Genomic DNA, 26,055 nt, shown 5'->3' on the forward strand with positions numbered 1-26,055 from the left:
CAGACCAGTTCCTTATCCCATCCCACGAGCGTCTCCGCACGCCAGGGACGACACCACGGCTGGGGCCTGCTGCACCGGCAGGTGGCATCTGAGATGGCTTGCCCTGTGGGCGGGCTGGAAGGATGTCGCTGGGCCCAAGCCTTACCCCCGAGAGTTCCGTGATGACGTGGTGCGTGTGGCTCGTGACCGCGAGGTGGGAGTAATTGTCGAGCAGATCGCAAAGGACTTCGGGGTGCACCCGATGACGTTGTTCAAGTGGTTGCGTCGGGCCGACGTCGACGCCGGCGTCACGCCTGGGACGGCCGGCGGCGAGTCGGTCGAGCTGCGGGAGGCGCGCAAGCGGACCAGCTTGTTGGAGCAGGAGAACGAGGTTCTGCGCCGGGCCGCTGCCTACTTGTCGCAGGCGCATCTGCCGGGAAAGAGCTCTACCCGCTCGTGAGCGAGCTGGCCGCCGACGGGATCCCGGGGCGGTGACGTGCCGGGTGTTGAAGATCGCTCGTCAGCCTTACTACCGGAGGCTGGCCCGGCCAGTCACCAGCGCTGAGCAGGTGGCGGCGTATCGGGCCAACGCGTTGTTCGACGCTCACCGTGATGATCCGGAGTTCGGCTACCGGTTCCTGGTCGACGAGGCTCGCGATGCGGGGCAGCCGATGGCCGATCGCACCGCGTGGCGGATCTGCTCGGGTAACGGCTGGTGGAGTGCGTTCGGCAAGAAAAAGCGTCGCGGCAAGGGCGGCAAGGTAGGCCCACCCGTGCACGACGACTTGGTCCAGCGGGACTTCACCGCCGACGGCCCGAACCGGCTGTGGCTAGCCGACATCACCGAGCACCACACCGCCGAGGGCAAGCTCTACCTCTGCGCGATCAAGGACGTCTGGTCCCACCGCATCGTCGGCTACTCCATCGACTCGCGGATGAAGTCCCGCCTGGGGTGTCGCCGCGCTGGACAACGCCGCCGCCAGACGCGGTGACCTGGAAGGTTGCATCCTGCACACCGACCGCGGATCCCAAGGCGGATTCAACCGGTCGTCGCAACACCGGGTTGCTGGAGCGATCGTAGGTGTTCGTCGAGGACTTCGGCTGGTGTCTTCCATTCGAGGGTTTTCCGGGGTCGGCTGTTGAGGGCGTGGGCGACGGCGTTGATCTCGTCGGCGCTCCATCGGGACAGGTCGGTGCCTTTCGGGAAGTACTGCCGCAGCAGGCCGTTGGTGTTTTCGTTGGTGCCGCGTTGCCAGGGGCTGTGGGGGTCGGCGAAGAACACCGGGACGCCGGTTTCGACCGTGAAGCATGCGTGCGCGGACAGCTCTTTGCCGCGGTCCCACGTCAGTGACCGGCGCAGTTGCTCGGGCAGTTGGGTGATCGTCTCGGCGAGGGCTTTGCTCATCGTGATAGCTCCATAGCCGGCGAGAGCGGGGCCGTTCTTCGTCCGCGGGATCACACCCCAGCCGGCCTCACGAGGCAGGTGGACCAGCATCGTGAACCTCGTCGTCCGCTCGACCAATGTCCCGATCGCGGAGCGCTGCAACCCGATGATCAGATCCCCTTCCCAGTGCCCGGGGACGGCACGGTCGGCGACTTCAGCGGGCCGTTCACTGATCAGGGTGTCGCTGGTGACGTGCGCCCACGCGCGTTGCTTCGCGCGGGCTCGGGGAACGCGAAGCGCCCGACCGGTCCGCAAGCAGGTGACGAGTTCGCGCTTGAGGGCACCACGGCTCTGGACATAGAGCGCCTGGTAGATCGCCTCGTGGCTGATGCGCATGGACTCATCCTCCGGGAACTCGGCCCTGAGCCTGCGGGAGATCTGCTCCGGGCTCCACCCGGTCGTCCATGCCCGATCGGCCCGGTGAGGCTTGTTGCGGCCCTTCCACTGCGGGCCCTGCGGGCCGATGACCGGCCGGCCGTCCGCTGTCCGGATCACACCGGCAAGCCGTTGCTGGACATACTCTCGGAGCCGCTCACTGGCCAGCAGCTTCGCGGTCTTCGGCCGACGGGCCCGACGTTCCGCATGCCACTGCGCGGTCGAGGCCTTGTAGTCCAACCGGTACGTCCTGGTCGAGGCGTTACGCCGTAACTCCCGCGAGATCGTCGACGGGTCCCGGCCGAGCCGGCGTGCGATCTCCCGAACGCCCAGGCCCTGCGCCCGCGACAGAGCGATGTCCTCGCGTTCGCTGAACGACAGATAGCGGCCCGACACCTTCGGCGGCAACCCAGGATTCACGCCGCCAGCGTGCCGGAACCACCGGAACCCGACCGGCGAGGACACGCCAGCCGCCGTGGCCGCGTCCTCAGTCATCACACCCGATCGGATCGCAACCCAGAACTTGACCCTGTCCTCACGCCACGCCACCGTCGGCCGCCCCGGCGAAGGAAGCTGCCCCCGATACTTCCGAACCTGCTTCTGCCTCGGCCCAATACCCATCGCTCCACCTCTCCGACAAGGTGTTGCGACGACCGGTTGAATCCACCCAATTCCGGTCCAGGAAGTTCGTCCGCGTCCTCAGCCGTCACCACATGGGCGGATCGATGGGCGCGTCCGCGCCGCCCGAGACAACGCCGCCATGGAATCCCTCTTCGGACCCCTGCGGACAACGTCCTGAACCGACGATCATGGGCCACCCGCGAGCAACTACGGATCGCGATCGTGACCATCACCCGCGGGCCGCTGGCCGCCCGGCGGGCGATCCGACCCGTGAGGCAGCCGATGGATCCGAACCCGGCGAAACTTCGCGGTCGTCACCCTGTGCACCACCCGAGCGGCCCTGCCGCAGCTCTACGGCCGCAGCGGCAGGTGGGGAGCCGACGGTCGTCAGCCCCCACCTTCATCGCCGCAATCGGACAATTGAGCGATGCTGCAGGCGTCAGCGCCCGGTGGACACGATGTTTGAGGAACGCCCGTTCTGCTCGTCGCGCTTCAGGCGCTTCGCAGTCTGCTTCTCCTTGATCGTCTTACCCTTCTTCTTGACGTTCGCCTTGGTCGTCGAGTCCTTGGACATGATCGAACCTCCTGGAGCAGGTCGGTGAACGTGCAGCGTGTTACTCGCCTGATCACGGCGTGCAGGTGACGGAAGACCCGCGCGGCGGGCGCGAGGTCCTTCACTGCACGCCGACCCTACGCTGTTCCAGCTCTTGCCGACGTTCGGAAGTGCATCGCCGGTGGTGAGGCAATAGATCGTGTCGCCCCACCGACATGAACCCCCATGCCTGCGGAAGGCGGGATCGCGACGGGTGGGAACACCCCGTTCTCCTGGTGACCGAAGGTTTCGATGGTGGGGTAGTGGAACGCGGTGGGACGCGGTGGGACCCTGACGACGTCCGTGGTCCGGCCCCCCGTTTACCCCCCGAAAACCCCCGCCTGCGGTTGACAATCAGTGACAAAAGACGGTCATCGCCGGATCGCGTCGGTGCAGCTCAGCGCCTATTTCTGACCGCCAATGACAAGGTTGGGGTGGCTACGGTCGGTAACAAGGGGTCGTCGGTTCGAATCCGGCCGTCCCGACAGAGTTCAGAGGGCTGATCCGGAACTTGGATCGGCCCTCTTCGGCGTTCTGGGGACCAAGATCGGTCAAGCTGGCGGTGGCTGGCGCTCCTTGACCGCTGGTCAAGTCTCAGGCGCCCAGCCGGTATACCTGCCGAATTTCGCTTTTCAGATCAAGGCGGCCCGCAAAGGGGTCGCGCTCGGCCTACTGGCGGCGCAAGCGCCGGCATCGGCCGCCGCGCCGGCCGATGAGGGGCATTCCTCCGGCGGGGGCCAGACGACTCGGGGATGAGTTGCCGAACGGTTCCGGTTCGTGGGTGGCGGGATGGCGAAAGGTCGCAAGGGGTGGTTGCGTCTGGCGACGACCTCGAAATGGCCAGGGGCCTAACGGCTCACTGGGCGCGCTTGGGCCAGATGAGGCCCTGGTCGGTCCAGATGACACCCTTGTTGTGGCAGAGACAGAAGGGATGCCCGACGAGGTCGGTGTAGACGCGAAAGCCGTAGCCGTTGGGGCCGATGGAGTCCCGCTTCAGGGTCGCACCGAGGGCCAAAACGCGGCTCTGTTCCGCCTCGATATCGTCGACTTCGAAGTCGAGGTGGAACTGTTTGGGGTGCTCGCTGTCGGGCCACTGGGGGGCTCGGTAGTCCTCCACCCGGTTGAAGGCCAGCTCAACCTCGCCGAACTGGATACCGGCCCAATCCTCGTGGCTGCCCCCCTTGACCGGGCGACCCGTCACCTCAGAGTAGAAGGCTGCTAGCTTCAGCGTGTCCGGGCAATCGATGATGAAATCGGTGAGTCGCAGCACCCTGCGATCCTGCCACAGGATGAAATAGCCGAAGTTCGCGACAGACCCTGGTAGACAGCGAGTACCACGTGCACCGGCCGCCCGAGCCCGGTGCTGAACTGCCGCGAGCCGGCCGGGGTGAGGGGGTCAGCCCCCGCAGGATCTGCTGGACGATCCCCTACCGGCCTAACCTCCGGGTGGTCCCAGACACACGCACACAGGAACCGGCTGACGCACCGTGGGACCGAAACTGACGGAGAAACGGGACCGTCACCCACGCACGGAGCCACCGGGCAGCAGCGCGAACAGCAGCGGCACACCGCCGCCGACGAGATCGTGCGCGCCGTTGAGGCCGAGCTGCCGTAGGTCAACAAGTAGGCCGAGCAGTCCGCATCTGGTCCGCAAGAGGTCCACGGACGGCAGGGGAGTGGTGAGATGTCGAGAGGTGTTTCCGCTGCTGGAAGCCCGTCCGTACAGCTCGCAGGGCTGCCCATCTTGATCTTTACCCTCGGTCGTGGGCCCGAGTCCCTCCCGCCCACCTTATTGCTGTCTTGGCCTAGTGGTTCAGGCCCGGCTGCCCTGAGTCAGGGGGCGACCCGCGCGGGCCCACGCCGCCGTGCCCCCGGCGACCGACCGGGCGTCGATCCCGGCCCGTTCGAGCAACTCGGCGCCCACCTGGCTGCGGTTGCCGCTAGCGCAGATGACATACACCGTGCCGCCGCGGGGCAGGTCCCGGATGCTGGTGGGCAGGTGGCCCAGGGGGATGCACTGGGCGCCGGGGACGTGGCCGCCGACGTACTCGACGGGTTCCCGCACGTCGATCACCGTCGCCCCGTCCGCGTGGACGGCGGAAAAGGTTGCCATGTCGACCTCTCGCACAGCTCTACTCCTTTGACTAAATACCCCCGGGGGTATGGCGTGTCCGACCATAGCGCGCCGATCTGCCCGCCGCCAGGCGTGCGGCGGGCGGCGCCTGAAGGGGGGCCCGTGCCGTAGCTTCGCTCCCGTCTTCGAGCGGGCCAGCGAGAAGCACGCCGACATCGTGTTTGGCAAGATCGACACCGAGGCGGAGCCCGGCCTCGCAGCCGCCGCGCAGATCACGTCGATCCCAACGCTGATGGCGTTCCGGGATGGTGTGCTGGTCTTCTCGCAGCCTGGTGCCCTTCCTCCAGCGGCGCTGGAGCAGGTGATCCAGGCGGTGCGTGACCTCGACATGGATGAGGTGCGGGCCAGGGATTCGATTGGGGGTGGCGAGATGAAGCTGCGACGCGAAATGACGAGCGACGCGCTTACTCGGCTCAAGCGAGCGCGTGGGCAGCTAAACGCCGCTATCGAGATGATTGAGAGCGGTGAGGACTGTCGGGGCGCGCTGACCCAGCTCAACGCTGTGTCCAAGGCGATCCACCGGGCCGGCTACAAGATCATCGCGTCGGGGATGCGGCACCGCCCGGCCGCGCGTGACCGTGTCGAGCAGCCGGAGATGACCGAAGAGGAACTGGAGAAACTGTTCCTGGCCCTGTCGTGACCCGCTAGCGTCGCCTCAAGTGACTCCGGTGGCTGTTCGCGTACTCGGCCCGGCGGTGCAGCAGCACCAGGGCCATGGCGGGCAGCATCAGGATGTGACCCGCGGTCATCGCCGCCGATTCAGGGAGCGCGCCGAGCCAGAACGGCACGAGCAGTACCGCGAACGATAGGAGCATCGCGGCGTTCATCTCCACGATGCCGGCCCACGGGTGGCGGCGGTAGTACATCCAGAGCGTCATGCCCGTACCCATGCTGAGCGTCATGACAACGACGCGCCCCTCAAGCCGATCCGACAGGTCAGCGTGGCCGAGCAGGGCGAGGGCGAGTCGTGCGGCCATGCCGAGCACCGCCATCCCGATGAACATCGCCACCACCATTTCCAGGAAGTGCCAGGACAGCCGACGCCATGGGATACCTGGAGTGCTCGCTCTGGTGGTTGTCTCGTCTGCGGCGGTCACCGTCGCTGCTCCTTAGCACCCAGAATCATCTCTGCCTCCTCAGCTCGGGGTGGTGCTTCCCACGGTCGTCGTCGCCACGTCAGACCATGCAGCCTCCGCGCCACTGTGGCCGATGCGGACAACCGATACGACAACGCCTGCGGCGGTGATCACGGCCAAAATGGCCACCACGACGGCTGCCAGCCGCGGTGCGCGTGCGGGGCCGCCCGAACTGTCCGACCCACCGTCGGGCCCGGCCGGGCCGGTCCGAGCCGTCTCCCAGCGGTGCAGCCAGCCGGTCGCCCCGGCTGTGAACACGAGCGCAATCACCCAGGGCAGCAGGCCGGTGCCGAGATCGCGGTGGCGGTCGATCAGTTCGCTCGCGGGGACACGCCCGCGCAGGGCGTCGCCCGACTGTACGGTCACCGGTACCAGGACCAACGCCAGCGCGCTCAACGCGAGCGCGAGCGGAGCGGTTCGGGCGCGGAACGTGGGCCACACCCCAGCAAGTCCGACGACCAGCGCGGCGGCCGGCACGACGATCACCGTGGCGTGCACGACCAACGGGTGTATCGGCAGGTCGGCAATGGTGTCGAACATGAGGCTCCAACCCTTCTGGCCAGCAAGCGAGCAGCCACCTGGCCGCGGCGTGATCCCAGCAGTGGATGCGGCGCGAGTGGCGGACAGGTGGGCCGCCGGCCCGACTCTAGACGAACTGCGACATGAGCGTCTAGCTTCTGGAGTGGTCAAGGGCATGCGTCACGCGCGCTGCAGTGCAAACACCCGGGCCCGGAGGCAGTTCTGACAGCACGAGACCGGCCTGCGGGCACGCGAGGCCGGTGAACGGTGGGAGGACCGATGGCACGAACCGGCAGGCGCCCGGCTGGCTCGGGCACGCGCGAGACCATTCTCGCCGCCGCGCGGGATGCCTTCGCCGCGCGCGGCTTCGGTGGGGTCACGATCCGGCAGATTGCTTCGACCGCCGCCGTGGATCCTGCGCTGGTGCACCACTACTTCGGCACCAAGGAGCAGCTTTTCCTCACCGTCCTGCGCAGCGCGGTCGATCCGGACCGGATCCTCGCACAATTGCTTGCTGTTGGTGTCGACACGCTGGGGGAGCGGATCGTTGCCGAATTCCTCCGACTGTGGGAGGGCGGCACGGGCGCCAACGCCAGCGCGTTGTTGCGTACGGCGGCGACGGCCGACCAGATCGCACGGCTGATCCGGGAGGTCATCTTTCCCGACGTGGTCGACGCGGTGATGAGCAGATACGGGCTCGATCCGGGCGAGGCGCCCCTACGGGCGGCGTTCGTCGCCTCGCAGCTGGCCGGCCTCGCGTTCACTCGCTACCTGGTCGAGTTGGAGCCGCTGGCTGCGGCACCGGCCGACATCGTGATCCGCACCGTCGGCGCGACCCTGCAGCGGTACCTGACCGGTGAGCTGCCGTCCCCGAACCGACAGCCGCAGGGATGAGCGGCATCGGCGGCCGGGCGTGTCCCTGCCGGGAGCAGGACCTGCCCATTACCGGATCCTCTCCCGTCCCGCCGTGCTGGCGCGGCTCGGACGGGCGGTCGGAATGCTCGAAATCGCCTATCCGGTGAGTCCGCTGGCTAATCCGGCCATCGCCTCGGCGCGCGCCGGTCGTCGCATGCCCAACCCTGAACTGCGCACCGGCGGACGGCTGTATCAAAAGCTGGACCCCGGCCACTACACGTGGGTCGTGCGGCAGCGGCACGGCGAGGCATGTCCCCATCCTTCCGCCCCGAAGTGGGGCGGTCTCCCGGTGGTGTTTCTTGGCCACGCGTCGCTCGTCGACGGCTCGGGGCCGCTGCCGCCGGTGGTCCTGGTCCGGCCCGACCGGTACGTCGCCGGGGCCGGGGGCTCAGTCGAGTCGGTCTGGTCGCAACTCGCCGTCCACCCGTAAGGGGTGCCCGTGCCCAGATGACTTGTTGGGGCCCGGCCGCGACGCGGCCGGGCCCCAACAGGGGTTGGGGGAAGGATCAGGCAGCGGAACCCGACTCGTTGGCGGCCCCCCGCAGTGCCGGAGGATCGGCTTCCCCTTCCGTTTCTGCCACCTCCGCCGGCGACTCCGCATGCGGGCCGGCGGCCCGCCGACGCTTCTGGCCCGGCATCCACCAGGCGGCCCGGCCGAGGATGGCGAGCAGGGCCGGGGTCAGTACGAGCATGGCGACGAGTGCGTACATCGCGATCGCGGTCGCCAGTCCGAATCCGAACAGGTTGACTGTGCGCTGGTCGTTGAGGACGAAGCTGGCGAAGACGACGACCATCACCGACGCCGCCGCCATGACCACGCGGGAGGTGGCGCCCACGCCGGTGACGATGGAACGCCGTGCGTCGCCGGTCCGCTTGTACTCCTCGTGCACTCGGCTGAGCAGGAACACCGCGTAGTCGGTGGAGAGTCCGAACAGGACGGCGAAGAGCATCACCGGGGCGAACGATTCGACCGGGCCGGGCTGGGAACCGATGAGCCCGGCCGGCCACCAGCCCCACTGGAAGACCGCCACCACCGGGCCGTACGCGGCACCGACGGCGAGCAGGTTCATCACGACCGCGACGAGCGGGACCAGCAGCGAGCGGAACTCGACCAGCAGGACCAGGAAGGCCAGGCCGACCACGAGCAGCATGAACCAGAGCATCCGCTCGTCGAGCTTGTCGGCCAGGTCGATGCTGGTGGCAGTGGCGCCGCCCACGTGGGTCTCCGCGCCGTCGGCGGCCGACGGCAGCACGTCGTCGCGCAGGTGGTGCACCAGGTGCTCGGTGGACTCGTCGTCCGGCGAGCCGGTCGGCACCACGGTCAGCACTGCCGTCCGCCCTTCAGGATCGATGCGCGGCGAGGACACCTGCGCCACGCCCTCGGTCCTCACCAGGTCGGCGCGCAGGTCGCCGCTGGCCTGCTGGACCTGCTGCGGGGAGGTGCCGGAGGGGTAGTCGACGGTCACCAGGAGCGGGCCCGTCATACCGGGACCGAAGTCCTCGGCCACCAGGTCGTACGCCTTCCGCTGGGTCGACTCCGCCGGCTGGGAGCCGCCGTCGCCGGTGCCGAGCCGCAGCGAGGCCAGCGGAAGGGCGAGGACGACGAGGAGTGCCGCGGCCAGCGGCACGGCGAGCCACCGCCAACGCTGCACACCGCGCGCCCAGCGGTGCCAGCCGCCCTCTCGGCCCTGGCCGTGGTCGAAGCGGATCCGCCGGACCCGCAGCCGGTCCAGCCGGCTGCCGAAGATCCCGAGCAGGGCGGGCAGCAGGGTCACGGCGGCGAGCAGCGTGGCCGCGACCGTGACGGCGCTGGCCAGCGCGAGAGCGGAGACGAAGGGAATGCCGATCAGGTAGAGGCTGAGGATCGCGACGATGACCGTAGCTCCGGCGACGAGGACGGCACGCCCCGCCGTCTTCATCGCCAGCTCGATCGACTGGGCCGGGACCTGGCCCTGCGCTAGCCCTTCCCGGTGCCGGGTGACCACGAGCAGCGCGTAGTCGATGCCGACACCGAGTCCGATCATGGCGGCGACCACCGGGCCGGAGGTGCCGATCGTCACCCAGTTGGTGAGCAGTTCGATCACCGCCAGGCCGAGGCCCAGCGCCATCAATGCGGTGACGATCGGCACCACCATGGCGAACAGCGACCCGAATGCGACCAGCAGGACGACGACCGCGGCGATGAGCCCGTAGACCTCGCTACCCGAGGGGCCGGACTCCGTCTGCACGGCCGGGCCGCCGTACTCGACCTCCAGGCCCTGGTCGCGAAGCGGGTCGAAGGACGCCTGCGCCCGCTCGACCGCACCCTCCGGGATGTCCTTGGCGCGTTGCGTGAACTGCACCGTGGCGATCGCGGTCCGGCCGTCGTCGGAGACCAGGCGCTGGCCGGGCCCGTACGGGGACTGCGCGGCGGCGACGTCGGAGTGGGCGCGGACGTCCGCCAGCGCGCCGTCGACCGCGCGCTGGACCTCGGGCGAGGTCACCCCGCCGTCGCTGTGGATGACCACCTGCATGCCGTCGCCCGACATGTCGGGGAACCGCTCCCGCAGCGTGTCGTACGCCGCCTGCGAGTCGGTGTTCGAGAGCGTCAGGTCGTTCGTGAACGATCCGCCGTACTGGTGGCCGCCTGCCAGCGCGCCGACCAGCAGCACAGCCCAGGTGATCACCACCAGCCAGCGGTGTCGTACCGAAAACCTACCGAGAGCAGCAAGCAAGGCTGAACCTCCTGAACGGGACAGGGGTGCGGCAGACGCCGCACCCGAGGAGAAGCGATGTCCGAAACAAGACATGTGTCTAGCCAGACGATACACGCGTGTTCGAGGAGTAGTCCCGCCACGGGGCGATGGCGGAACAGGGACTTGGCTGGCGTAGATTTGTGGTCAGGCGACCGTCAAGGCGTGCTCCGGACCGCGCGACTGGCTTGGAGGAGACTCAGATGGCCGTACGCCCACCCGGCTTCGGCCCTGTCGGTGCCGACCTGCGCGAACGGGCCCGCGACCAACTGCTGGACACCGCGCTGCGGCTGTTCGTCGAACGCGGCTACGTCGGCGTACGGGTGGAGGACATCGCCAAGGCGGCCGGCATCTCCCGCGCCACCTTCTACAAGCACTTCTCTGAGCGCGAGGAGATCCTCGCCGAACTGTTCGCCCGGCTGCTCGGCCGGGAGCCCGTGGCCGCGCCGCCGGGACCAGCCTCCGAAGCGCTGCCTCGTATCCGGGAGCTCCTGATCGGCGCCGCGGCCCGCATGGTGACCAACGAACAGCTCGCCAGATTCGTCTACACCCTTCCCATCCGGCATGCGGCTCTGCTGGGCCAGGGAGCCCGCCCGCCCGTCCTCGAGGTGGTGGAACGAATGATCGAGGAGGGCGCGGCAGCCGGAGTCCTTCGCGCCGACATCCCTGCGGCGCTGATCACCGCGCACATCGCGCGGACCTTCGAGGCCGCCATGCGCGACTGGGCCGAGGGTCGAGCGGCGGACGCCGCGCCGCACGTGACACTCCTGCTCGATCTAGCGTTCGAGGGCGTCGAGGCGGCGCCGTAGCAAACGCGCGGGGCACGCCGCTTGCAGAGTTCTGCCAGGGCCAAGCCAGTGATCGTGGGGGAGTGCGCGGAATGCGGGAACCGGAGCCTCCCGCCGGAGGCGCCCCGAGCTGACCCACATAGGCGCCGACAGCGGTGCCGGTGGTGGCTGCCGATGCGCCGTCTGCCAGGGTCACTTGAGGCCAGCGGCCCGAAGCAGGTGCCGCTGACAGGCGAGATCAGGATTGAGAAGCGTTGAGGATCCCCGTTATTACCGTGACGGCTGGTCGTAGGCGGCCTGGTGTCCGTGTCGGCGAGCGTCCAGTCGTTGGGGAAAGGACCCTCCGAACTTGCGGCCAGCCCCGAATGCCCTAAACAACAAGATCACCCGGGTGACCGCGCGAACCAGCGGTGGCGCAGCCGAGAAGGGACAAAGTGCAGCAAGCAAAGGTGGAACCTCCTCCGGGCAGGCAGGCGGGCGGATCCGGCGTGCGGAACCAGCCCGTGCTGTGGATGGGTGTCGACGAGAATGGTGCCGGTCAGTCGCTCGTGGCTGGCGTACCGGCCGCGACGTCCGCAGCGGGGATCAGCGGGCCGTCCACCTGGGACCAGATGGCCTCCGGGGTGTCCCCGGCTGCGGCGATGTAGCGGTCGGGGCGGACGAGCGCTACTTGCGCCACGCCGTCCACGTGATGGAGCAGTGCGTCATTCGTGACGTGAACCAGCGGCAGGCCGTTCCATCGGGGATGGTTCGGGTCCGGGGTCGTTTCGCCGGCGGCTCCTCGTACCACCCAGGTGTGGCCGGTGCGGTCCAGTCGCTCGTAGAGCCGGCCGCCGCACCGCAGTTCCGGGTTTGGCATCCGGCGGCCGGCGCCGGCTGGGGCCGCCGCTGCGGGCACGATCGGGCTGTCCGGGTATGCGATCTCCAGCATGCCGACGTTGCGGCCGAGTCGGGCTTGGACGGCGGAGCGTCGGATGACCGCTGGCGCCATCGCACCCACCACCGTTCGGATCAGACTCCCCCGGGTCGTCAGGATTCGGGTGACCTGGGCGGTGCCCCGGACCATCGCGTGGCCGATCGGACGGCGCTCCGCCTCGTAGCTGTCGAGCAGCCGCTCAGCGGCCTCGGCGTCCATCCGCCGGGCGAGGCCTAGCTTCCAGAGCAGGTTGTGCGCGTCCTGCACCCCGGTGTTGAGGCCCTGCCCGCCGACGGGGCTGTGGACGTGCGCCGCGTCACCGGCGAGGAACACCCGCCCACGGCGGTAGTGATCGGCCACGCCGTGGCTCAGGTTGAACTGCGACTCCCACACGACGTCGTGGCTGCCGAAATCGATCCCCGAGCGTTCCCGGATCAGCTCATTCAGAAAGGCGGCGTCGATGGTGAGCGGCGCGTCCGCCGGGGGAGTCGGTACGTGGGCGATGATCCGCCAGCGCCGGGGCTCCGGCATCGGCACGATCAGCAGCAGCCCCGCCGGGTGGAGAAAGACGTGTCCCTCGTCCTCGGTCAGGTTCGCGCTGGTCTTGACGTCCGCGAGAACGAAGGTGGCGCCCGCGTCCGAGCGGTCCAGCCGCAGGCCGACCTGCTCGCGTACCCGGCTGCGTCCGCCATCGGCACCGACCACCCAGCGAGCGCGTACCACCTCGTCTTCGCCGTCCGCGCGGGTCAGCGTCGCTTCGACGCGGTCGCCACGGTCGTGGAGGCGATCGAGGGTGGTCTGCCACTCGACTTCGCCCCCGAGCGCGTTGAGGTGGTCCTCAAGGATGCGTTCCGTCGCGTACTGGGGGATGGACAGCCAGAACGGATAGGCGGTGTCGCCCCAGGGCTGATCGAGCAAGCTGACGCGGACGGCGCGGCGCCGGCGCCCGGCGTGGGTGTTCAGGGCCGCGAACCTAGTGCCTTCGGCGAGGACCTCGTCGGCGATCCCCATCGTCTCGAACACCTCGAGCGTCCGGGCATGGGCCACTAGAGCCTTCGAGAAGGTGGAGCGGTAGGACTTGCTCTCGACGATCCGGACAGTCAGGCCGTGTCGGATCGCTTCGGACGCCGCGGTCAGACCGGTCGGACCGGCGCCGATGACCAGGACGTCAACCTGTGGTTCCACGTCCTGCGCCGGCAGCGGCTGATGCTGCGGAACGTTTCGGGTACGGGCCTGCGGGACGTTTGGGATACGGCTCTCGAAAGTCACGTTCTTCCTTCCTTCAGGCAGTGGTCGTCGAGGTGACTGCCGGCGGCAACCGTAGCCCAAGTGAGACACAGGAGTCTAGCTTTCTGGGGAGAAGATCATCTCCCTGGTTTGCACCTCCGATCAGGCGGCTTCCGACCCGCTGTGCCCGATTCGCAAGATCTGAACGGCCGCACCGACCGCGCTCACCATCGCCACGACGGCGACGGCAGCCACGGCCACTCGGCCGGGGCGCCTACCTGCACGAAGGTGCGACACGCCGCTCCCCGCCCGCCGGGCCAAAGGTGCGCGGCGGCGACAGCCCTGGCGTAACGGCACAGCGCGCAGGCGGGTGTCACTCGAGCGGATCACGGACCCGGAGTACGCCACGATGGCGTTCTCAAGGCGCTCAAGAAGATCGACGGGTGGCAGGACATGGCGCTTACCCGGGGCCGCGCAGACGGTACAGGTGTTGGCCTACCCCGCCGGGATCCGGTGGCCGAGCACCGATCCACGGCCAGTGCGAGCAGCCATCCTGTGGCCGGAGTTTGACCCGGTCCCACCAGCGGCCCTCTTCATATCTGGTGCCGTCGCCCGCGTATCCGGTCGGCCGCACCCCACGGCAGGCAGCGCGTACCGGCCCGACGCTGTTGACAGTGGCCCCTGCTCTACCGGAAGCGATAACAAAGGCCCTCCATGCACCCCTCACGGGTGGGTGCCGACGCCGTCGGTGAGGGTCTCGAAGATCAGATTGGCCACGGTGCGGTGATCGGTACCGCTGGCCAGCGTGCGGACGCCCGCGGCCAGCAGCGCGGCCATCGCCGTAACCACCCACTGGGCCGGCAGTTCGGGGCGGATCGACCCCGCCTTCTGTCCCCGCCGGACCACCTCGTGCAGGGGGGCGAGCACCTTGGCACGCCCCTGCAAAAAGGTGGGATCCAGTTCGGCGCCCTCGACGAGCAGGGCCCGGAAGCGTACGCCGTGCGACGCTAGGGCATCCACGGCGCGGCGGAGCGCGTCGAGGGGATCCCCTTCGTCGAGCCGCGACCCGGCGATCGCCTCGGCGGCGCTGACCAACGCTTCGGCGCGCATCGCCTCCAGCAGGTCCTGTCGCGTGCGGAAATGGCGGTAAACCGTCGCGCGAGCGAGGCCGGCGGTCCGCGCGACCTGCGCTATGGAGGCGCCGGGATTCTCCGCGAGGGCCTCGGCGGCGGCGTTCAGCAGGATCCGGCGGTTCCGTTCGGCGTCGCTTCGCGTCATCCCTGGAGAGTCGAGTTCCGGCACGACTCCTTACTAGCAGAGTGTGTCGGTTGCGGCGCCACCCCGCCCCGGCTCGGGCGCTGTGTACTCCGCTCTCCGTGCCTTACGAACGCCTCCGCCGGCTCACCAGCACAAACGCCCCTGACGCCGGATGCATCACCTACAGCCACGACAACAAGGCCAGCTAATCGCCGCGCTGACGGCCGGGGAGAAATCGGTCAACGTACCTGATAGCCTGCCGCCGAGTGGGTGAGGTGCTGGTGTCGCTGCTCATCGCGGCGGCGCACGTGGGCCGACGAAACTCCCGGCGAACGTTGCGCGGCGGACCTGCTGTACGGCGCGTAGCAGCGCCCGCCCAGGGCGCGGTGTTGCCGGGGCCGCCGGTCCACATCTGCCGCCCGTATCGGCCCCCCGCCGTGTCGAACGGGCCGGCCGGATGGCAGGCTCCCACCCGTACGCGTTCGCCGCCTGGTAGCGGTCCAAGCCGTGGTCAGCGTTCTCGTGACCATTGTGCGGATCAGACAAGGCGGCGCAAAGGGCCTTGGTCGGACGTGACGGAGACGAGTATGGATCGGGTCACCGGAGCCGGTGAGCAGACAATCTGGACATCCGTGTCTTGGTTCGCTAGCGAGGCGACGACGGCGTCAGCACGACCTTGGTTCCCGCATCCTTGAGTGCGTCGCCGAACAGGATGGAAAACTAGCCGTTGCGGTCCCGGACAAAAGAAATCTTTCGATTTGAAATCTGTGTGTCGCCGCCGGCGGCCTTGATGGCCCGGGCGGGGCAGGACGTTCCGACTCAACCGCCCTGGCGTTGATGTTGGACATCGCACTGGTCGACCGGAGGTGTACTTCATGGAGCAGACGTCGTTGACCGCCTTGGCGCGACAACAACTGGAGAACGCGCATGGTAAGAACGGGCGCAGCGCCTACACGGTCTACGGCGGACAGCAGAGGGTATTGCGCCAGACCCTCATCGCGCTGGCCGGCGGACAGACGCTCGAGGAGCACGAGAACCCGGGCGAGGCCACCGTGCACGTGCTGAATGGAGAGGTGCGTCTGGCTGCCGGGGACTCCTCTTGGACCGGCTCCGCGGGCGATCTGCTCGTCGTGCCCGACACCCGGCACACCCTTGAGGCGCTGGAGGATGCGGTCGTCCTTCTCACCGTCGCCAAGCGCGGCTGACCGGCATCACCACCGAGGCGGTTCGGAATGCAGCCAGACGTCGACGGTTATCGCTCGTCGGGTGGATTGAGGACAACGACCTGATCGGCCGCCTCGACGAACGGGACCCGCTAGCCGCGGTGTTGGGTTTCCCAGTCCCAGGCCATCCCCGCAAGAGCAGCTTGAGACCAACGTCCTGTTGAAGGCCGCCCTCGCGATCGAGGACGCCGCCCGCGACGCGGTACGCGAGCCGATTGTCAGCGCGGCCGAGGTGGCGTCGCAGCAGGAAGGCAAGTGGCTCGACTTGGCCGAGCAAACAAGGGACGAGGAGTCCGGGTTCGTCAAGGTGCTCAGAAGCCTGAGTCGCGCACGGGCGGACGACGCGCCGGATGGATCTGACGAGGCAGCCGAGGCCGCTGTCATCAAGCCCTGGAGACGCTGCCGGCTGCCTGCCGCCTCGCCCGTGAGCTAGTCGATCTGTCTCTGGCGCACCCCGAGGTGTCCGGCCAATAGAGGTCCTTCAGGTCGCCTACGGCGCTGCTCTCCCCGATGTCCATCTACTGCCTGGCGCACCAGGACGATCACGATCTTTCTAACGTCCGTCCGTTTTCCCGACATTGGAAGACGCTGAGTATCCCTACGATTCGGGGCATGACTCCCGAGGTTGTTTTCTACACTCGCCCACGCTGTCCGTACAGCTTCCGGCTGCGTCGCGCGTTGCGCCGACGCGGGCTTCCGTTCCGAGAGATCGACATCTGGCGAGATGCCGATGCGGCTGCTGCGGTTCGCCGCGTTGCCGATGGCAACGAAACCGTACCAACCATCCACGTTGGCGATCGGTGGCTCGTCAACCCGACTGCGGACGAGGTATGCACGGCAGCCGGCTACCAACCGCCAGAGCAAGCGCCTGGTGGGGGTTTGTTGGCGCGTCTGCGCGGCCTCATGTAACGCCTCATTGTCGACGCCTACGGCCGTCCGGGCCCCTGCTGGCGGACACGCAAGAATTGACCTTGCCCCGTATTGTTGGTCGGTTTGGTCCTTCGCGCGTTTGTCCGACTTCCAAGATCAAGACACTCAGATGCCGCCGACCGGGCGTGCTGACCTTTCCATGTGCCCGTCGCTGTCCGTGTCGTCGCTCCGGGTGTCTATCGTGCCGGCATGAAGGACCAGCCGCTGCGCAGAACCTCGTTCGACCTTGCCCAGTACCAACGCCGGGTTCGCGAGGGGCCGTGCTTTGTCTGCGCCCTGGTCGCCGGCGACCCCGACTACCAGCACCACATCGTCTACCAGGACGGCGACACGATCGCCTTCCTTAGCCGCTACCCGACGCTGCTGGGCTACTGCCTGGTCGCGCCCAAAGCACACCTCGAGGACTGGGTGCACGACATGAAGCCGGACGAGTTCCTGGGCTTCCAAGCAGTCACGCACGTGATCGCCCGCGCCATAGCCGCCGCCGTACCGACCGAACGCTTCCTTCGCTTGGCGTGAGCGCTAGAACTCCAGCCGCAGTCCGGCCCATCGGTCGAGCCATCCCTTGGCCTCTACGCGGCGCTGTACCTTCGCCCGGCCCGCTGCGTTGGTGAAGGCTGGAGACGGGCGGACAATCATTCCCACAAGGTCGGCCAGCCCATGGCAGGACACCAGGTGAACAGAATCACCCCGTAGAGTAACCGCGACGCACGTTGCCGTTTCGGGCCAGCGCGATATCGCGTCCAGGGTGGATGTGTAGGGCTCATCGCCATTACGCAGATGCATCCGTGCTTGATTACGAATCTCCCACGGCACCCCAGGCAGGATCACCATGGCTTGGGCCTCGGCGCGTGCGTCCTCGCGAGGGTCCAGCGTCTCCGGGTCGAAGTAGGCGACATCCACGTCACGCTCCGGCGAGACCGGGAGGTTGCTGATCGCGTCCCAGACGCGGTTGCGTACGAAGCCGGCACCAATCCACCAATCCGGTAGTCGGAGGTCGGCCGTAGCCCGAAGGACTCTCATTGCTCCCGGGTCTGACTCGATTACGCCCACAACGTCCTGCGCGCTCATGACCACCCCAGGGACCCTAGACCAGCGGACGTCCGTGCCATCGCCACCGCGCTCGACGCCCTGGACGTGGAGACGCTGCGCGCCCGCTTCGACCCGGGCGCCGTGGCAGCAGTCGACATCTACCCGGCCATCTGGACCAACGGCGATGACAAGTTCGACTACCTCATGTCGCATTTCAGCGAACTGTGCCGGTTCTACCGAGCGGCAGCCGTGAACGGCCAGGCCGTGCTGTTGGCCATCACGTGACGCACCCGCCCGGCTGTCTCCGGTTGCCGGCGTTCCGGGGATGAGGTGCCCGCCCATGCCGGTGACGACCGGCGGACCCCGACGATCCGGCCAGTGGGCGCGAGTCAGGCGCTGCCCGCAAGCTGATGGGGGCACTATCGTTCTGACGTGCACATCCGTTTTGACGTCCCCGCCGATCCCGCGTACCCAGGCCGTGTGGCCGCTGCGCTCAGCAGGGTTCGGTTGCGCAGGTACGGCTATGTCGGCGCGGTGCTGGTGGCGGTCGGGGTCATCAGTTTCGTCGTCTCGCGGGGGTTCGCGTGGGGCGACCGGATCTCGCCGGTGAGTATGGCGATGGTCGTGGGTGGCCTGTTGTCGATGGCGTACTCACCGTGGGTGCAGTGGCGCGCTCGGCGTCGCTCCAGTCGCTACGCCGTCGAGGGCGCCTACGACATCACCGATGACAACATCATGATGCGCAGCGGCTCGGAGTCCGGCGGCATCGCCTGGGACGGAGTGGCCCGGGTAACGGACACCCCAGAGTTCTGGATCGTGTACGTCGGCCGGATGCCGGCGACGGTGATCCCACGGCGCCTGATGTCCGGCGAGGACGCCGAGACGTTGCGAGCCTTTATGGCCGAACGCGGGCTGCTCCAGCCTCGGTGAAACTGGTCCGCTGCTTCCAAGGGTCGTCATGTCGTACCGGCGCCAGCAGGCATCCGAGACGGCGAGGCCATCGTCGCTTGCGGCCCAAGGTGGGCCGCAGCGTTCTTGGTGTTGGTCTCCTCCCTGATGAGGGTGGCCACCGCCTTGCGGACGGTGGCCCCAGTACGCGGATCCACCATCCTGACCGGATCGTTTGAACGCTCCGGAAGGCTGTCGTTCGGTCGACAACCCGACCGCATCGCCGAACGTGATGGAATAGTCTCGCTGTGGCGACAGGAGGCTCTCGTGCCGGTCGAAGCAGGGTCTCGGGACCGCGGAGCGGGAGGTGGCGACGCCCTTCGCCCGCGCACGAGCGACTTTCTCCTCGCCCGGCCCAGCGTGTCCCTTCCACCCGGGGGCGGCGCCCTGCGCGGCATCGACGAGACCTTCGAGGCCAACCCCGTCACGGGCACCGCATCCCTGTCGGTCCCGTTCGGGCTGAGCCCTGGTCGCCAGGGGCAGCAGCCCTCCCTGGCGCTCACTTATGACTCCGGGGGCGGCAACGGGCCGTACGGACTCGGCTGGTCCGTTCCCGTTCCGCGGATCCGGCGCAAGACCGACCGAGGGCTCCCCAGATACGACGACGTGGACGACCCCGACACGTTCGTCGTCGCCGGCGGGGAGGACCTGGTCCCGGAAGCTGGCGTGGACCGTCCGGATGGCGACTGGCTGGTGCGCCGGTATCGCCCCCGGGCGGAAGCCTCGTTCGCCCGCATCGAGCGCTTCACCCAGCGGGCCACCGGGGAGGTGTGGTGGCAGATCCGCTCGCGGGACAATACCGTCTCCACCTTCGGCGCCTCCGCCGCCGCCCGGATCGCCGATCCGGATGACCCGCGGCGGACCGCCGAGTGGTGTCTGGAAAGGACGGAGCACGAGCTCGGGCACGTCACCGTCTATGACTACAAGGCCGAGGACGAGGCGGGTGTGGATCTGCGCTCGCCGGTCGAGCGGATGCGAACGCGTGCCGGCCACCGCTGTACGCAGCTCTATCTCAAACGTGTGCGGTACGGCAACGCTGAGCCGCTCAGTGACAGCGCCTTCCGGTTCGAGGTCGTCCTCGACTACGGCGAGCACCCCGACGACACTCCGGTGGAGTCCGCGCCATGGGCGGTCCGGGACGATCCGTCGTCGTCCTTCCGGACCGGATTCGACGTGCGGACGCGACGCCGCTGTCAGCGGGTGCTGATGTTCCACGCGATCCCGGAGCTGGCGGACCGGCCCGTGCTGGTCAGCTCGACGGCGCTGAGTTACGAGGCGACGCCACAGGTCAGTCTCCTCCGCGAAGTGCAGCGCACGTGCTTCGACGAGGCCCGGCAGCCCCAGTCCCTTCCCCCGGTGACATTCGAATACAGCCGGCCGGTCATCGGTGACACGCTGCGCGTGCTCGACGACGCCAGCCTCGAGAACCTGCCGGCCGGACTGGGTGCCGGCGACAGCCGGTGGCTCGACCTCGACGGCGAGGGACTGGCCGGCGTCCTGACCGGCCAGGCGGACGCGTGGTTCTACAAACGCAACCTCGGCGCGGGGTCATTCGGGCCGCTGGAGCGGGTCGCGGAACGCCCGGTTCTGGCCACCGTGGCGAGCCTGCAGGACCTCGACGGGAACGGCCGGCTGGACGTGGTCGTCCTCGACGGGCCGGCGCCGGGCCTGCAGGAGCGACGCACCGACGGCAGATGGAGCCCGCTGCGACCGTTCGGCGCCCTGCCGAACCTCGACTGGTCCGATCCCCATCTCCGGTTCATCGATCTGGACGGGGACGGACTCGCCGACGTCCTGCTGACCGAGGACCACGCGCTGCGTTGGTACCGCAGCCAGGGCAGGGACGGCTTCGACCAGGCGCACACCCGGCCGCTGCCGTCTGGCGAGGACGACGGCCCGCGCCTGCTCTTCGCGGACGGCACCGAATCCGTCTTCACCGCCGACATGACCGGTGACGGGCTCATCGACCTGGTGCGGGTGCGGAACTCCGAGGTCAGTTACTGGCCGAACCGCGGCTACGGCAACTTCGGTGCCCGGGTGGTCATGACGCGCCCGCCGGTGTTCGACCGGCCCGACCTGTTCGACCCGCGCCGGGTGCGCCTGGCGGACCTGGACGGCACCGGCTCGAACGACCTGGTCTACCTGGGCGGCGGCGACGTGCTGATCTGGTTCAACGAGGCCGGCAACGGCTGGTCGCCGCCGCGACGGCTGACCGGCATCTCCTTTCCGGACGACGTCTCCACGGCGCAGGTGGTGGACCTGTTCGGTACGGGCACCGCGTGCCTGGTCTGGTCATCACCGCTTCCGCAGGACGCGGGACGGCCCCTGCGCTATGTCGATCTGATGACCGCCGGGAAGCCGTGGCTGCTGACCCGGATCGAGAACGGCGTGGGCGCGGAGCGGACGCTCGAGTACACCCCGTCGACGCACTCCTACCTCGCCGATCGCGCGGCCGGCTGCCCGTGGGCGACGCGTCTGCCGTTCCCGGTGCACACGCTCACGACGGTCACCGTCGAGGACCGGGTCACCGGCGCCCGGTTCGTGTGCCGGTACTCCTATCACCACGGATACTTCGACGGCGTCGAGCGGGAGTTCCGGGGCTTCGGCCGGGTGGAACAGATCGACACCGGCACGGTCTCCGACTTCGACGGCGCCGCGAACGGCGACCTCGTACACCACCTGCCTCCGGTGCGTACGGTCACCTGGTACCACACCGGGGCGTGGCTCGAGCACGGCACGCTGCTCGAGCACTATCGCAAGGAGTTCTGGGCCGGGGACCCCGGCGGGTGGTCGCTGCCGGAGTCGGTCGTACCGGTGGGGCTGGCGGCCGCCGACCGGCGGGACGCCGCCCGCGCCTTGCGTGGACGCGTGCTGCGACAGGAGGTCTTCGCCGACGACGGCTCAGACATGGCGGGCGACCCCTACACGGTCGCCGAGACCAACTACGAGGTGCGGCGCCTGCAGGCGGGCGACGACCACCGGCCCGCGGTGTTCCACGTCGTGCCGGGCGAGGCGATCACCTCGCATTATGAGCGCGACCCGCTGGATCCGCGGCTGCAGCAGCAGTTGACGCTGGAGGTCGACGAGTACGGCGCCGTCGTGCGCGCGGCCACGGTGGCATATCCGCGGCGCTCGCCGGCGTGCGACGAACAGGGCCGCACCTGGATCACCGTCACCGAGAAACCGGTCGCGAACCGCGACGAGGCAGCCCGGCTGCACCTGGGCGTACCGGTCCAGACCGACGCGTGGGAGCTGACCGGGTGGGAGCTCACCGAAGTCCCGTCCGTCGGGCGACTGTCCGCCGCCGCGATCCAGGAGGCGTTCGACGCCGCGGTGACGATCCCGTTCGAGGCGACCGCGTCGCCGCCGGCGCCGGCGGCCGCGCCGGAGAAGCGCCCGGTACGGCGCGCCTTCACGTTGTACGCCACCGACGACGATCAGCCGGTCGCCAAGGGTGAACTCGGCGACCGGCTCCTGGTGTACGAGTCGTACGAGGCGGCCTTCACACCCGGCCTGCTCACCGAGGTCTTCGGCACCGATGTTGCGGTCGCCGACCTGGAACCGGCGGGCTACGCGGAATCGGACGGCGGCTGGTGGGCCCGGTCCGGCCGGGAGCGGCGCGATCCCGGCCGGTTCTGGTTGCCGGTGTCGTTTGTCGACCCGTTCGGCAACACGACTGCCCTCACCTACGATCCCGAAGGACTCTTCGTCGTCACGGTCGTCGACCCCGCCGGCAACCGCGTGACCGTCGAGCCGGACTACCGTGTGCTGGCGCCGTGGAAGATGACCGATCCCAACGGGCACGCCACCGTGGCGCGCTTCGACGCCTTCGGACAGGTGACAGCCGTCGCGATCGTCGGTCGCGACGGCGAGGGCGACACGCTCGACGATCCAGCCGTGCGATTCTCCTATGACGTCTGGGCCTGGCACGACCGCGGGATGCCGGTATCGGCGCGCACCGAGAGCCGCGAGACCCACGGCGATCCCGCGACGCGCTGGCAGGCGGTCGTGGCCTACACGGGTGGGCTGGGCCACCCGGTGTTGACCAAGGCCCGGGTCGCCCCCGGCCCATCGGGTGGCGAGCGGTGGGTGGGTAACGGACGCACGGTCTTCGACAACAAGGGAAACCCGGTCAAGCAGTACGAGCCCTACTTCGCGGCGAACGACGGCTACGACGCGGAGGCCGAGCTGGTCGAGCAGGGCGTCACGCAGGTGACGACCTACGATCCGGCGGGCCGCGTGGTGCGCGTCGACCGTCCGGACGGCACCTTCCGGACGACGGCCTTCGACGCCTGGTCCAGCACGCTGTCCGACGAGAACGACACGGTTCTGGACAGCGCCTGGTACGCGGGGCGAGCGGGTGGCGGCGCGGGCGCCGGGCCGCAGCGCGCAGCGTTACTGACCGCCGCGCACGCGGGCACCCCCGCCGTGGTTCATCTGGACCCGCTCGCCCGGCCGTTCCTGACCATCGAGGACAACGGCTCCGCCGGCCGGTACGAGACCCGGACCGAACTCGACCTGGCGGGCAACGCGCTGACGGTCACCGACGCGCGGGGTGTCCGCACCACCGAGGGCGTGTTCGACATGCGCGGCCGGGCCCTGCGGACGACGAGCCCCGATGCCGGGGAGACGCGCGTTCTTCCGGACGCGGCCGACCAGCCGGTGCGCGCCTGGCGCAGCGGCGATTCGGAGACGCGGATCGGGTACGACGCGCTACGCCGGCCCGTGCGCCAATGGGCGCGCGAGGGCGGACTCGGCGAGCGGCTGGTCCAGGTCGTCACCTATGGCGACACGCTCGCGCCGGACGACGACGCTGCCGTGACGGCGGGGAACCTGCGCACCCGCGCGGTCCGCACGCACGACACCGCCGGCGTCGTGACCATCGATGACTACGACTTCAAGGGCAATGCGCTGCACGCGGCGCGAACACTCCTCGCCGACGTCGACACCCCGGTCGACTGGGCGACCCTGGAGGGCCTCGACACGCTGGCCGGGATCGACGCGGCCGCGGCTGCGCTGCTGGAGACCGAGAACCACGGTAGGTCCGCGGTCTACGACGCGCTCAACCGTGTCACCCGGGCCGTTGCGCCCGACGGCAGCGCCACCACGGTGGGTTTCGACGAGGGTGGCCGGCTGCGAACGGTTGACGTGGACGCCGTACCGCACGTCACCGGCCTGACCTACAACGCGCGCGGCCAGCGCGAGCAGGCCAGCTACGGCAACGGGGTCACCACGACCTACGCCTATGAGCCCGAGACGTTCCGGCTTGCCCGACTGACGACCACCCGCGCCCGGGACTCGGCGCGCTTGCAGGACCTGAGCTACACCTACGATCCGGTCGGCAACATCGTCCAGCTCACCGACTCGGCCCAGGACACCCTCTTCTTCGACAACGCCGAGGTCGGTCCGACGGCGCACTACGCGTACGACCCGATCTACCGGCTCACCGCCGCCTCCGGCCGGGAGCACGCGAGCGTCGGCCAGCCGACGGAGCTGGAGATTCCGTACGGCGTGATACCGCACCCCAACGACAGCGCGGCGGTCCGCGGATACACCGAGACGTACGCCTATGACGAGGTCGGCAACCTCGTTGCGATGACCCATTCGGTGCACGGCGGCATCGGCGGTGACGGCGTTCCGGTCGCCGGTGGGACGCTCTGGCGGCGCCGCTACCAGGTGGCGGCCGACAGCAACCGGCTGCTGGCGACCAGCCGGCCCGGTGATCCGGACACGGTGCATTCGGACCTCTACTCGCACAACGACCGCGGCGCGATGGTGTCGATGCCGCACCTGCCGTCGATGGAGCGTGACTTCCGCGACCAACTGCGGCGCGTCGACCTCGGCGGCGGCAACGAGGCGGTGTATCACTACGACGCGGCCGGTATGCGCGTCCGCAAGGTGGTCCGGCGGGGAGCGAACACCGAGGAGACGTTGTACCTGGAGGGCTACGAGCTCTACCGCCGGCACGTGGGTTCCCGCCTGGACAGCGAGCGGCACACCCTGCACGTGGCAGACGACCAGCGCCGCATCGCCATGGTGGAGACGCAGACCGTGGCGGCGGGCGCCGCCGTCGCGACGCCCGCGCACCGGCTGCGCCACCAGCTCGACAACCACCTCGGCAGCGCCCGGCTCGAACTGGACGAGACCGGCGCGATCATCAGCCACGAGGAGTACCACCCGTACGGCACGACTGCTTGGCACGCGACCGCTTCCGGGGTCGAGGTGAGCGCCAGACGCTACCGATACACCGGCAAGGAGAAGGACGAGGAGACCGGGCTTTCCTACCACGGCGCGCGGTACTACGCGAGCTGGCTGGGCCGATGGGAGGCCGCGGATCCGGCCGGCACCGTGGACGGGTTGAATCGCTACATGTATACCCGGGCAAACCCGGTGCGGCATCGGGATCCGAGCGGTATGGCGACGTCCGACGAGGAGGCGATGACCCGGCACATCCTTACGGAGTTCGAGGCGAGGAACATTCCCTACGCCACCCAGGTCGAGTTCTATCCGCTGGATCAGCATGGCCAGCGCATGTTGAAGGCCGGGACGACCACGGAACTGTACGGCAAAATGGACGTCGTCTACGTCGATCCGCATGACGGCCAGCTGAAGTTCATCGAGGTCAAGGGTCGAGCGGGTTCTCCCCGGACGGTGGGCCAGGTGGACTATCACCCGCATCTGCTACAGGGCGGCGGATGGGAGATCAAGGGACATACTGCGGGGAATCTCAACCTGAGGCCGGGCGTGAAGGGGACGGCCGGCGTCGCGCGGGGGTTCGAAGTGCACAGCCTGGATACGCTGCCTCAATTCAAGAGCCAGATGGCCAACATGCCGTCGGTGCGGGGAGTGCCGTTCTTCGTCGAGAACAAAGCAGGCAAGGTGGAGGTCAGCTGGATCACTGACTCGAACAAGCTGCGCCGGTTGACCACCGAGTTCGGCAAGGTCGGCATCAAAGGGCTGGCGGGGGTCGGATTTGTCTACTCCGTGTTCTACCCCGACGAGGCCTTTGCCGGCTCCCCTGATGACCGGGTGCTCTGGGGGGCGATGGGAGAAGTGGGTCTTGGCCCCCTCGACCTGCAGACCGGATTCGAGTTCAGCCGCAACGCGGTACTGACTGGTGTGGCTATGGATGCCATGGTGGTCCGGATCCACCCGCCGGGGGCCTCTTACCAGCAGATGATGCGCGATGCCGGCGTCATGCAGCGGCAGGAGGCCGCGGCGATGAGTCCCCCTGCCGTGGAGGTCTACGACGACCAGTGCGTGCCGTATTGATTCTGGAAGCGACCG

General features: G+C 68.7%; 24 protein-coding genes and 1 pseudogene. 14 read left to right on the forward strand and 11 right to left on the reverse strand.

Annotated elements, in window-relative coordinates; translation table 11 throughout:
* Positions 1–103: 103 nt before the first annotated feature.
* Entirely contained in the window at positions 104–439 is a 336-nt protein-coding gene (locus ACIBR0_RS12515; RefSeq protein WP_396715331.1) for a transposase, read from the forward strand.
* Between the two features lie 43 nt (positions 440–482).
* Complete coding sequence (locus ACIBR0_RS12520; RefSeq protein ID WP_396714957.1) at positions 483–971, forward strand: hypothetical protein; 489 nt, start codon at positions 483–485, stop codon at positions 969–971.
* Between the two features lie 47 nt (positions 972–1,018).
* On the opposite strand, the gene ACIBR0_RS12525 is transcribed toward ACIBR0_RS12520, so the two are convergent.
* From ACIBR0_RS12525 to ACIBR0_RS12545, 5 genes are all read right to left on the reverse strand, one after another.
* Complete coding sequence (locus ACIBR0_RS12525; RefSeq protein ID WP_396714959.1) at positions 1,019–2,419, reverse strand: IS30 family transposase; 1,401 nt, start codon at positions 2,417–2,419, stop codon at positions 1,019–1,021.
* Between the two features lie 439 nt (positions 2,420–2,858).
* Positions 2,859–2,993 carry a hypothetical protein gene (locus ACIBR0_RS12530; protein WP_280175161.1) on the reverse strand — a complete coding sequence of 45 codons (135 nt, stop codon included), beginning with the start codon at positions 2,991–2,993 and terminating at the stop codon, positions 2,859–2,861.
* A gap of 874 nt (positions 2,994–3,867) precedes the next feature.
* The gene (locus ACIBR0_RS12535) at positions 3,868–4,281 is read right to left on the reverse strand and encodes a VOC family protein (RefSeq protein ID WP_396714961.1); all 414 of its coding nucleotides are present in this window, start codon (positions 4,279–4,281) and stop codon (positions 3,868–3,870) included.
* 249 nt (positions 4,282–4,530) lie between these two features.
* Positions 4,531–4,674 carry a hypothetical protein gene (locus ACIBR0_RS12540; RefSeq protein WP_396714963.1) on the reverse strand — a complete coding sequence of 48 codons (144 nt, stop codon included), beginning with the start codon at positions 4,672–4,674 and terminating at the stop codon, positions 4,531–4,533.
* A 150-nt stretch (positions 4,675–4,824) separates the two neighbouring features.
* Positions 4,825–5,124: a rhodanese-like domain-containing protein gene (locus ACIBR0_RS12545; protein ID WP_396714965.1), complete on the reverse strand. Its 300-nt coding sequence runs from the start codon at positions 5,122–5,124 to the stop codon at positions 4,825–4,827.
* Positions 5,125–5,242: 118 nt separating this feature from the next.
* Here ACIBR0_RS12545 and ACIBR0_RS12550 point away from each other — a divergent pair.
* Both ACIBR0_RS12550 and ACIBR0_RS12555 read left to right on the forward strand, forming a co-directional pair.
* Positions 5,243–5,494: pseudogene (locus tag ACIBR0_RS12550) on the forward strand (thioredoxin family protein); the annotation flags it as partial.
* Between the two features lie 21 nt (positions 5,495–5,515).
* Positions 5,516–5,785: a metal-sensitive transcriptional regulator gene (locus ACIBR0_RS12555; RefSeq protein ID WP_396715333.1), complete on the forward strand. Its 270-nt coding sequence runs from the start codon at positions 5,516–5,518 to the stop codon at positions 5,783–5,785.
* A gap of 4 nt (positions 5,786–5,789) precedes the next feature.
* On the opposite strand, the gene ACIBR0_RS12560 is transcribed toward ACIBR0_RS12555, so the two are convergent.
* Both ACIBR0_RS12560 and ACIBR0_RS12565 read right to left on the reverse strand, forming a co-directional pair.
* Positions 5,790–6,242, reverse strand: a complete 453-nt coding sequence (locus ACIBR0_RS12560) for a hypothetical protein (RefSeq protein WP_396714967.1) — start codon at positions 6,240–6,242, stop codon at positions 5,790–5,792.
* A gap of 39 nt (positions 6,243–6,281) precedes the next feature.
* Positions 6,282–6,821: a DUF2231 domain-containing protein gene (locus ACIBR0_RS12565; protein ID WP_396714968.1), complete on the reverse strand. Its 540-nt coding sequence runs from the start codon at positions 6,819–6,821 to the stop codon at positions 6,282–6,284.
* A gap of 258 nt (positions 6,822–7,079) precedes the next feature.
* Here ACIBR0_RS12565 and ACIBR0_RS12570 point away from each other — a divergent pair, with 258 nt between their 5' ends.
* Together ACIBR0_RS12570 and ACIBR0_RS12575 are read left to right on the forward strand one after the other, a co-directional pair.
* Complete coding sequence (locus ACIBR0_RS12570; RefSeq protein WP_396714970.1) at positions 7,080–7,694, forward strand: TetR family transcriptional regulator; 615 nt, start codon at positions 7,080–7,082, stop codon at positions 7,692–7,694.
* 73 nt (positions 7,695–7,767) lie between these two features.
* On the forward strand, positions 7,768–8,145 hold the full coding sequence (locus tag ACIBR0_RS12575; protein ID WP_396714972.1) for a hypothetical protein: 378 nt from the start codon (positions 7,768–7,770) through the stop codon (positions 8,143–8,145).
* Between the two features lie 76 nt (positions 8,146–8,221).
* On the opposite strand, the gene ACIBR0_RS12580 is transcribed toward ACIBR0_RS12575, so the two are convergent.
* Positions 8,222–10,384 carry an MMPL family transporter gene (locus ACIBR0_RS12580; protein ID WP_396714974.1) on the reverse strand — a complete coding sequence of 721 codons (2,163 nt, stop codon included), beginning with the start codon at positions 10,382–10,384 and terminating at the stop codon, positions 8,222–8,224.
* Positions 10,385–10,650: 266 nt separating this feature from the next.
* Between ACIBR0_RS12580 and ACIBR0_RS12585 the strand changes: the two genes are divergently transcribed.
* Complete coding sequence (locus ACIBR0_RS12585) at positions 10,651–11,256, forward strand: TetR/AcrR family transcriptional regulator (protein ID WP_396714976.1); 606 nt, start codon at positions 10,651–10,653, stop codon at positions 11,254–11,256.
* Positions 11,257–11,773: 517 nt separating this feature from the next.
* On the opposite strand, the gene ACIBR0_RS12590 is transcribed toward ACIBR0_RS12585, so the two are convergent.
* Positions 11,774–13,420 (reverse strand): FAD-dependent monooxygenase, encoded by a 1,647-nt coding sequence (locus tag ACIBR0_RS12590; RefSeq protein WP_396714978.1) that lies wholly within the window; start codon positions 13,418–13,420, stop codon positions 11,774–11,776.
* A gap of 681 nt (positions 13,421–14,101) precedes the next feature.
* Entirely contained in the window at positions 14,102–14,656 is a 555-nt protein-coding gene (locus ACIBR0_RS12595) for a TetR/AcrR family transcriptional regulator (RefSeq protein WP_396714980.1), read from the reverse strand.
* Positions 14,657–15,510: 854 nt separating this feature from the next.
* Here ACIBR0_RS12595 and ACIBR0_RS12600 point away from each other — a divergent pair.
* The 4 genes from ACIBR0_RS12600 to ACIBR0_RS12615 all read left to right on the forward strand — a co-directional run bounded on the left by ACIBR0_RS12600 (position 15,511) and on the right by ACIBR0_RS12615 (position 17,307).
* Positions 15,511–15,840: a cupin domain-containing protein gene (locus ACIBR0_RS12600; protein WP_396714982.1), complete on the forward strand. Its 330-nt coding sequence runs from the start codon at positions 15,511–15,513 to the stop codon at positions 15,838–15,840.
* 178 nt (positions 15,841–16,018) lie between these two features.
* Positions 16,019–16,291: a hypothetical protein gene (locus tag ACIBR0_RS12605; RefSeq protein WP_396714984.1), complete on the forward strand. Its 273-nt coding sequence runs from the start codon at positions 16,019–16,021 to the stop codon at positions 16,289–16,291.
* 179 nt (positions 16,292–16,470) lie between these two features.
* Positions 16,471–16,767 carry a glutaredoxin domain-containing protein gene (locus ACIBR0_RS12610; protein ID WP_396714986.1) on the forward strand — a complete coding sequence of 99 codons (297 nt, stop codon included), beginning with the start codon at positions 16,471–16,473 and terminating at the stop codon, positions 16,765–16,767.
* Positions 16,768–16,977: 210 nt separating this feature from the next.
* Positions 16,978–17,307, forward strand: coding sequence for an HIT family protein (locus tag ACIBR0_RS12615; protein WP_396714988.1), 330 nt, complete (start codon positions 16,978–16,980; stop codon positions 17,305–17,307).
* A gap of 3 nt (positions 17,308–17,310) precedes the next feature.
* On the opposite strand, the gene ACIBR0_RS12620 is transcribed toward ACIBR0_RS12615, so the two are convergent.
* Entirely contained in the window at positions 17,311–17,859 is a 549-nt protein-coding gene (locus ACIBR0_RS12620) for a nucleotidyltransferase family protein (protein ID WP_396714989.1), read from the reverse strand.
* Here ACIBR0_RS12620 and ACIBR0_RS12625 point away from each other — a divergent pair.
* The 3 genes from ACIBR0_RS12625 (at position 17,848) to ACIBR0_RS12635 (ending at position 26,040) form a co-directional block, all read left to right on the forward strand.
* Positions 17,848–18,105 (forward strand): DUF1877 family protein, encoded by a 258-nt coding sequence (locus tag ACIBR0_RS12625; protein ID WP_396715335.1) that lies wholly within the window; start codon positions 17,848–17,850, stop codon positions 18,103–18,105. The genes ACIBR0_RS12620 and ACIBR0_RS12625 overlap by 12 nt on opposite strands.
* A 147-nt stretch (positions 18,106–18,252) precedes the next feature.
* Positions 18,253–18,750, forward strand: coding sequence for a YcxB family protein (locus ACIBR0_RS12630; protein WP_396714991.1), 498 nt, complete (start codon positions 18,253–18,255; stop codon positions 18,748–18,750).
* A 378-nt stretch (positions 18,751–19,128) separates the two neighbouring features.
* Positions 19,129–26,040 (forward strand): SpvB/TcaC N-terminal domain-containing protein, encoded by a 6,912-nt coding sequence (locus ACIBR0_RS12635; RefSeq protein WP_396714993.1) that lies wholly within the window; start codon positions 19,129–19,131, stop codon positions 26,038–26,040.
* The last annotated feature ends 15 nt before the right edge of the window (positions 26,041–26,055 follow it).

The organism is Micromonospora sp. NPDC049497 (assembly GCF_044465805.1).
Lineage (GTDB): Bacteria > Actinomycetota > Actinomycetes > Mycobacteriales > Micromonosporaceae > Micromonospora.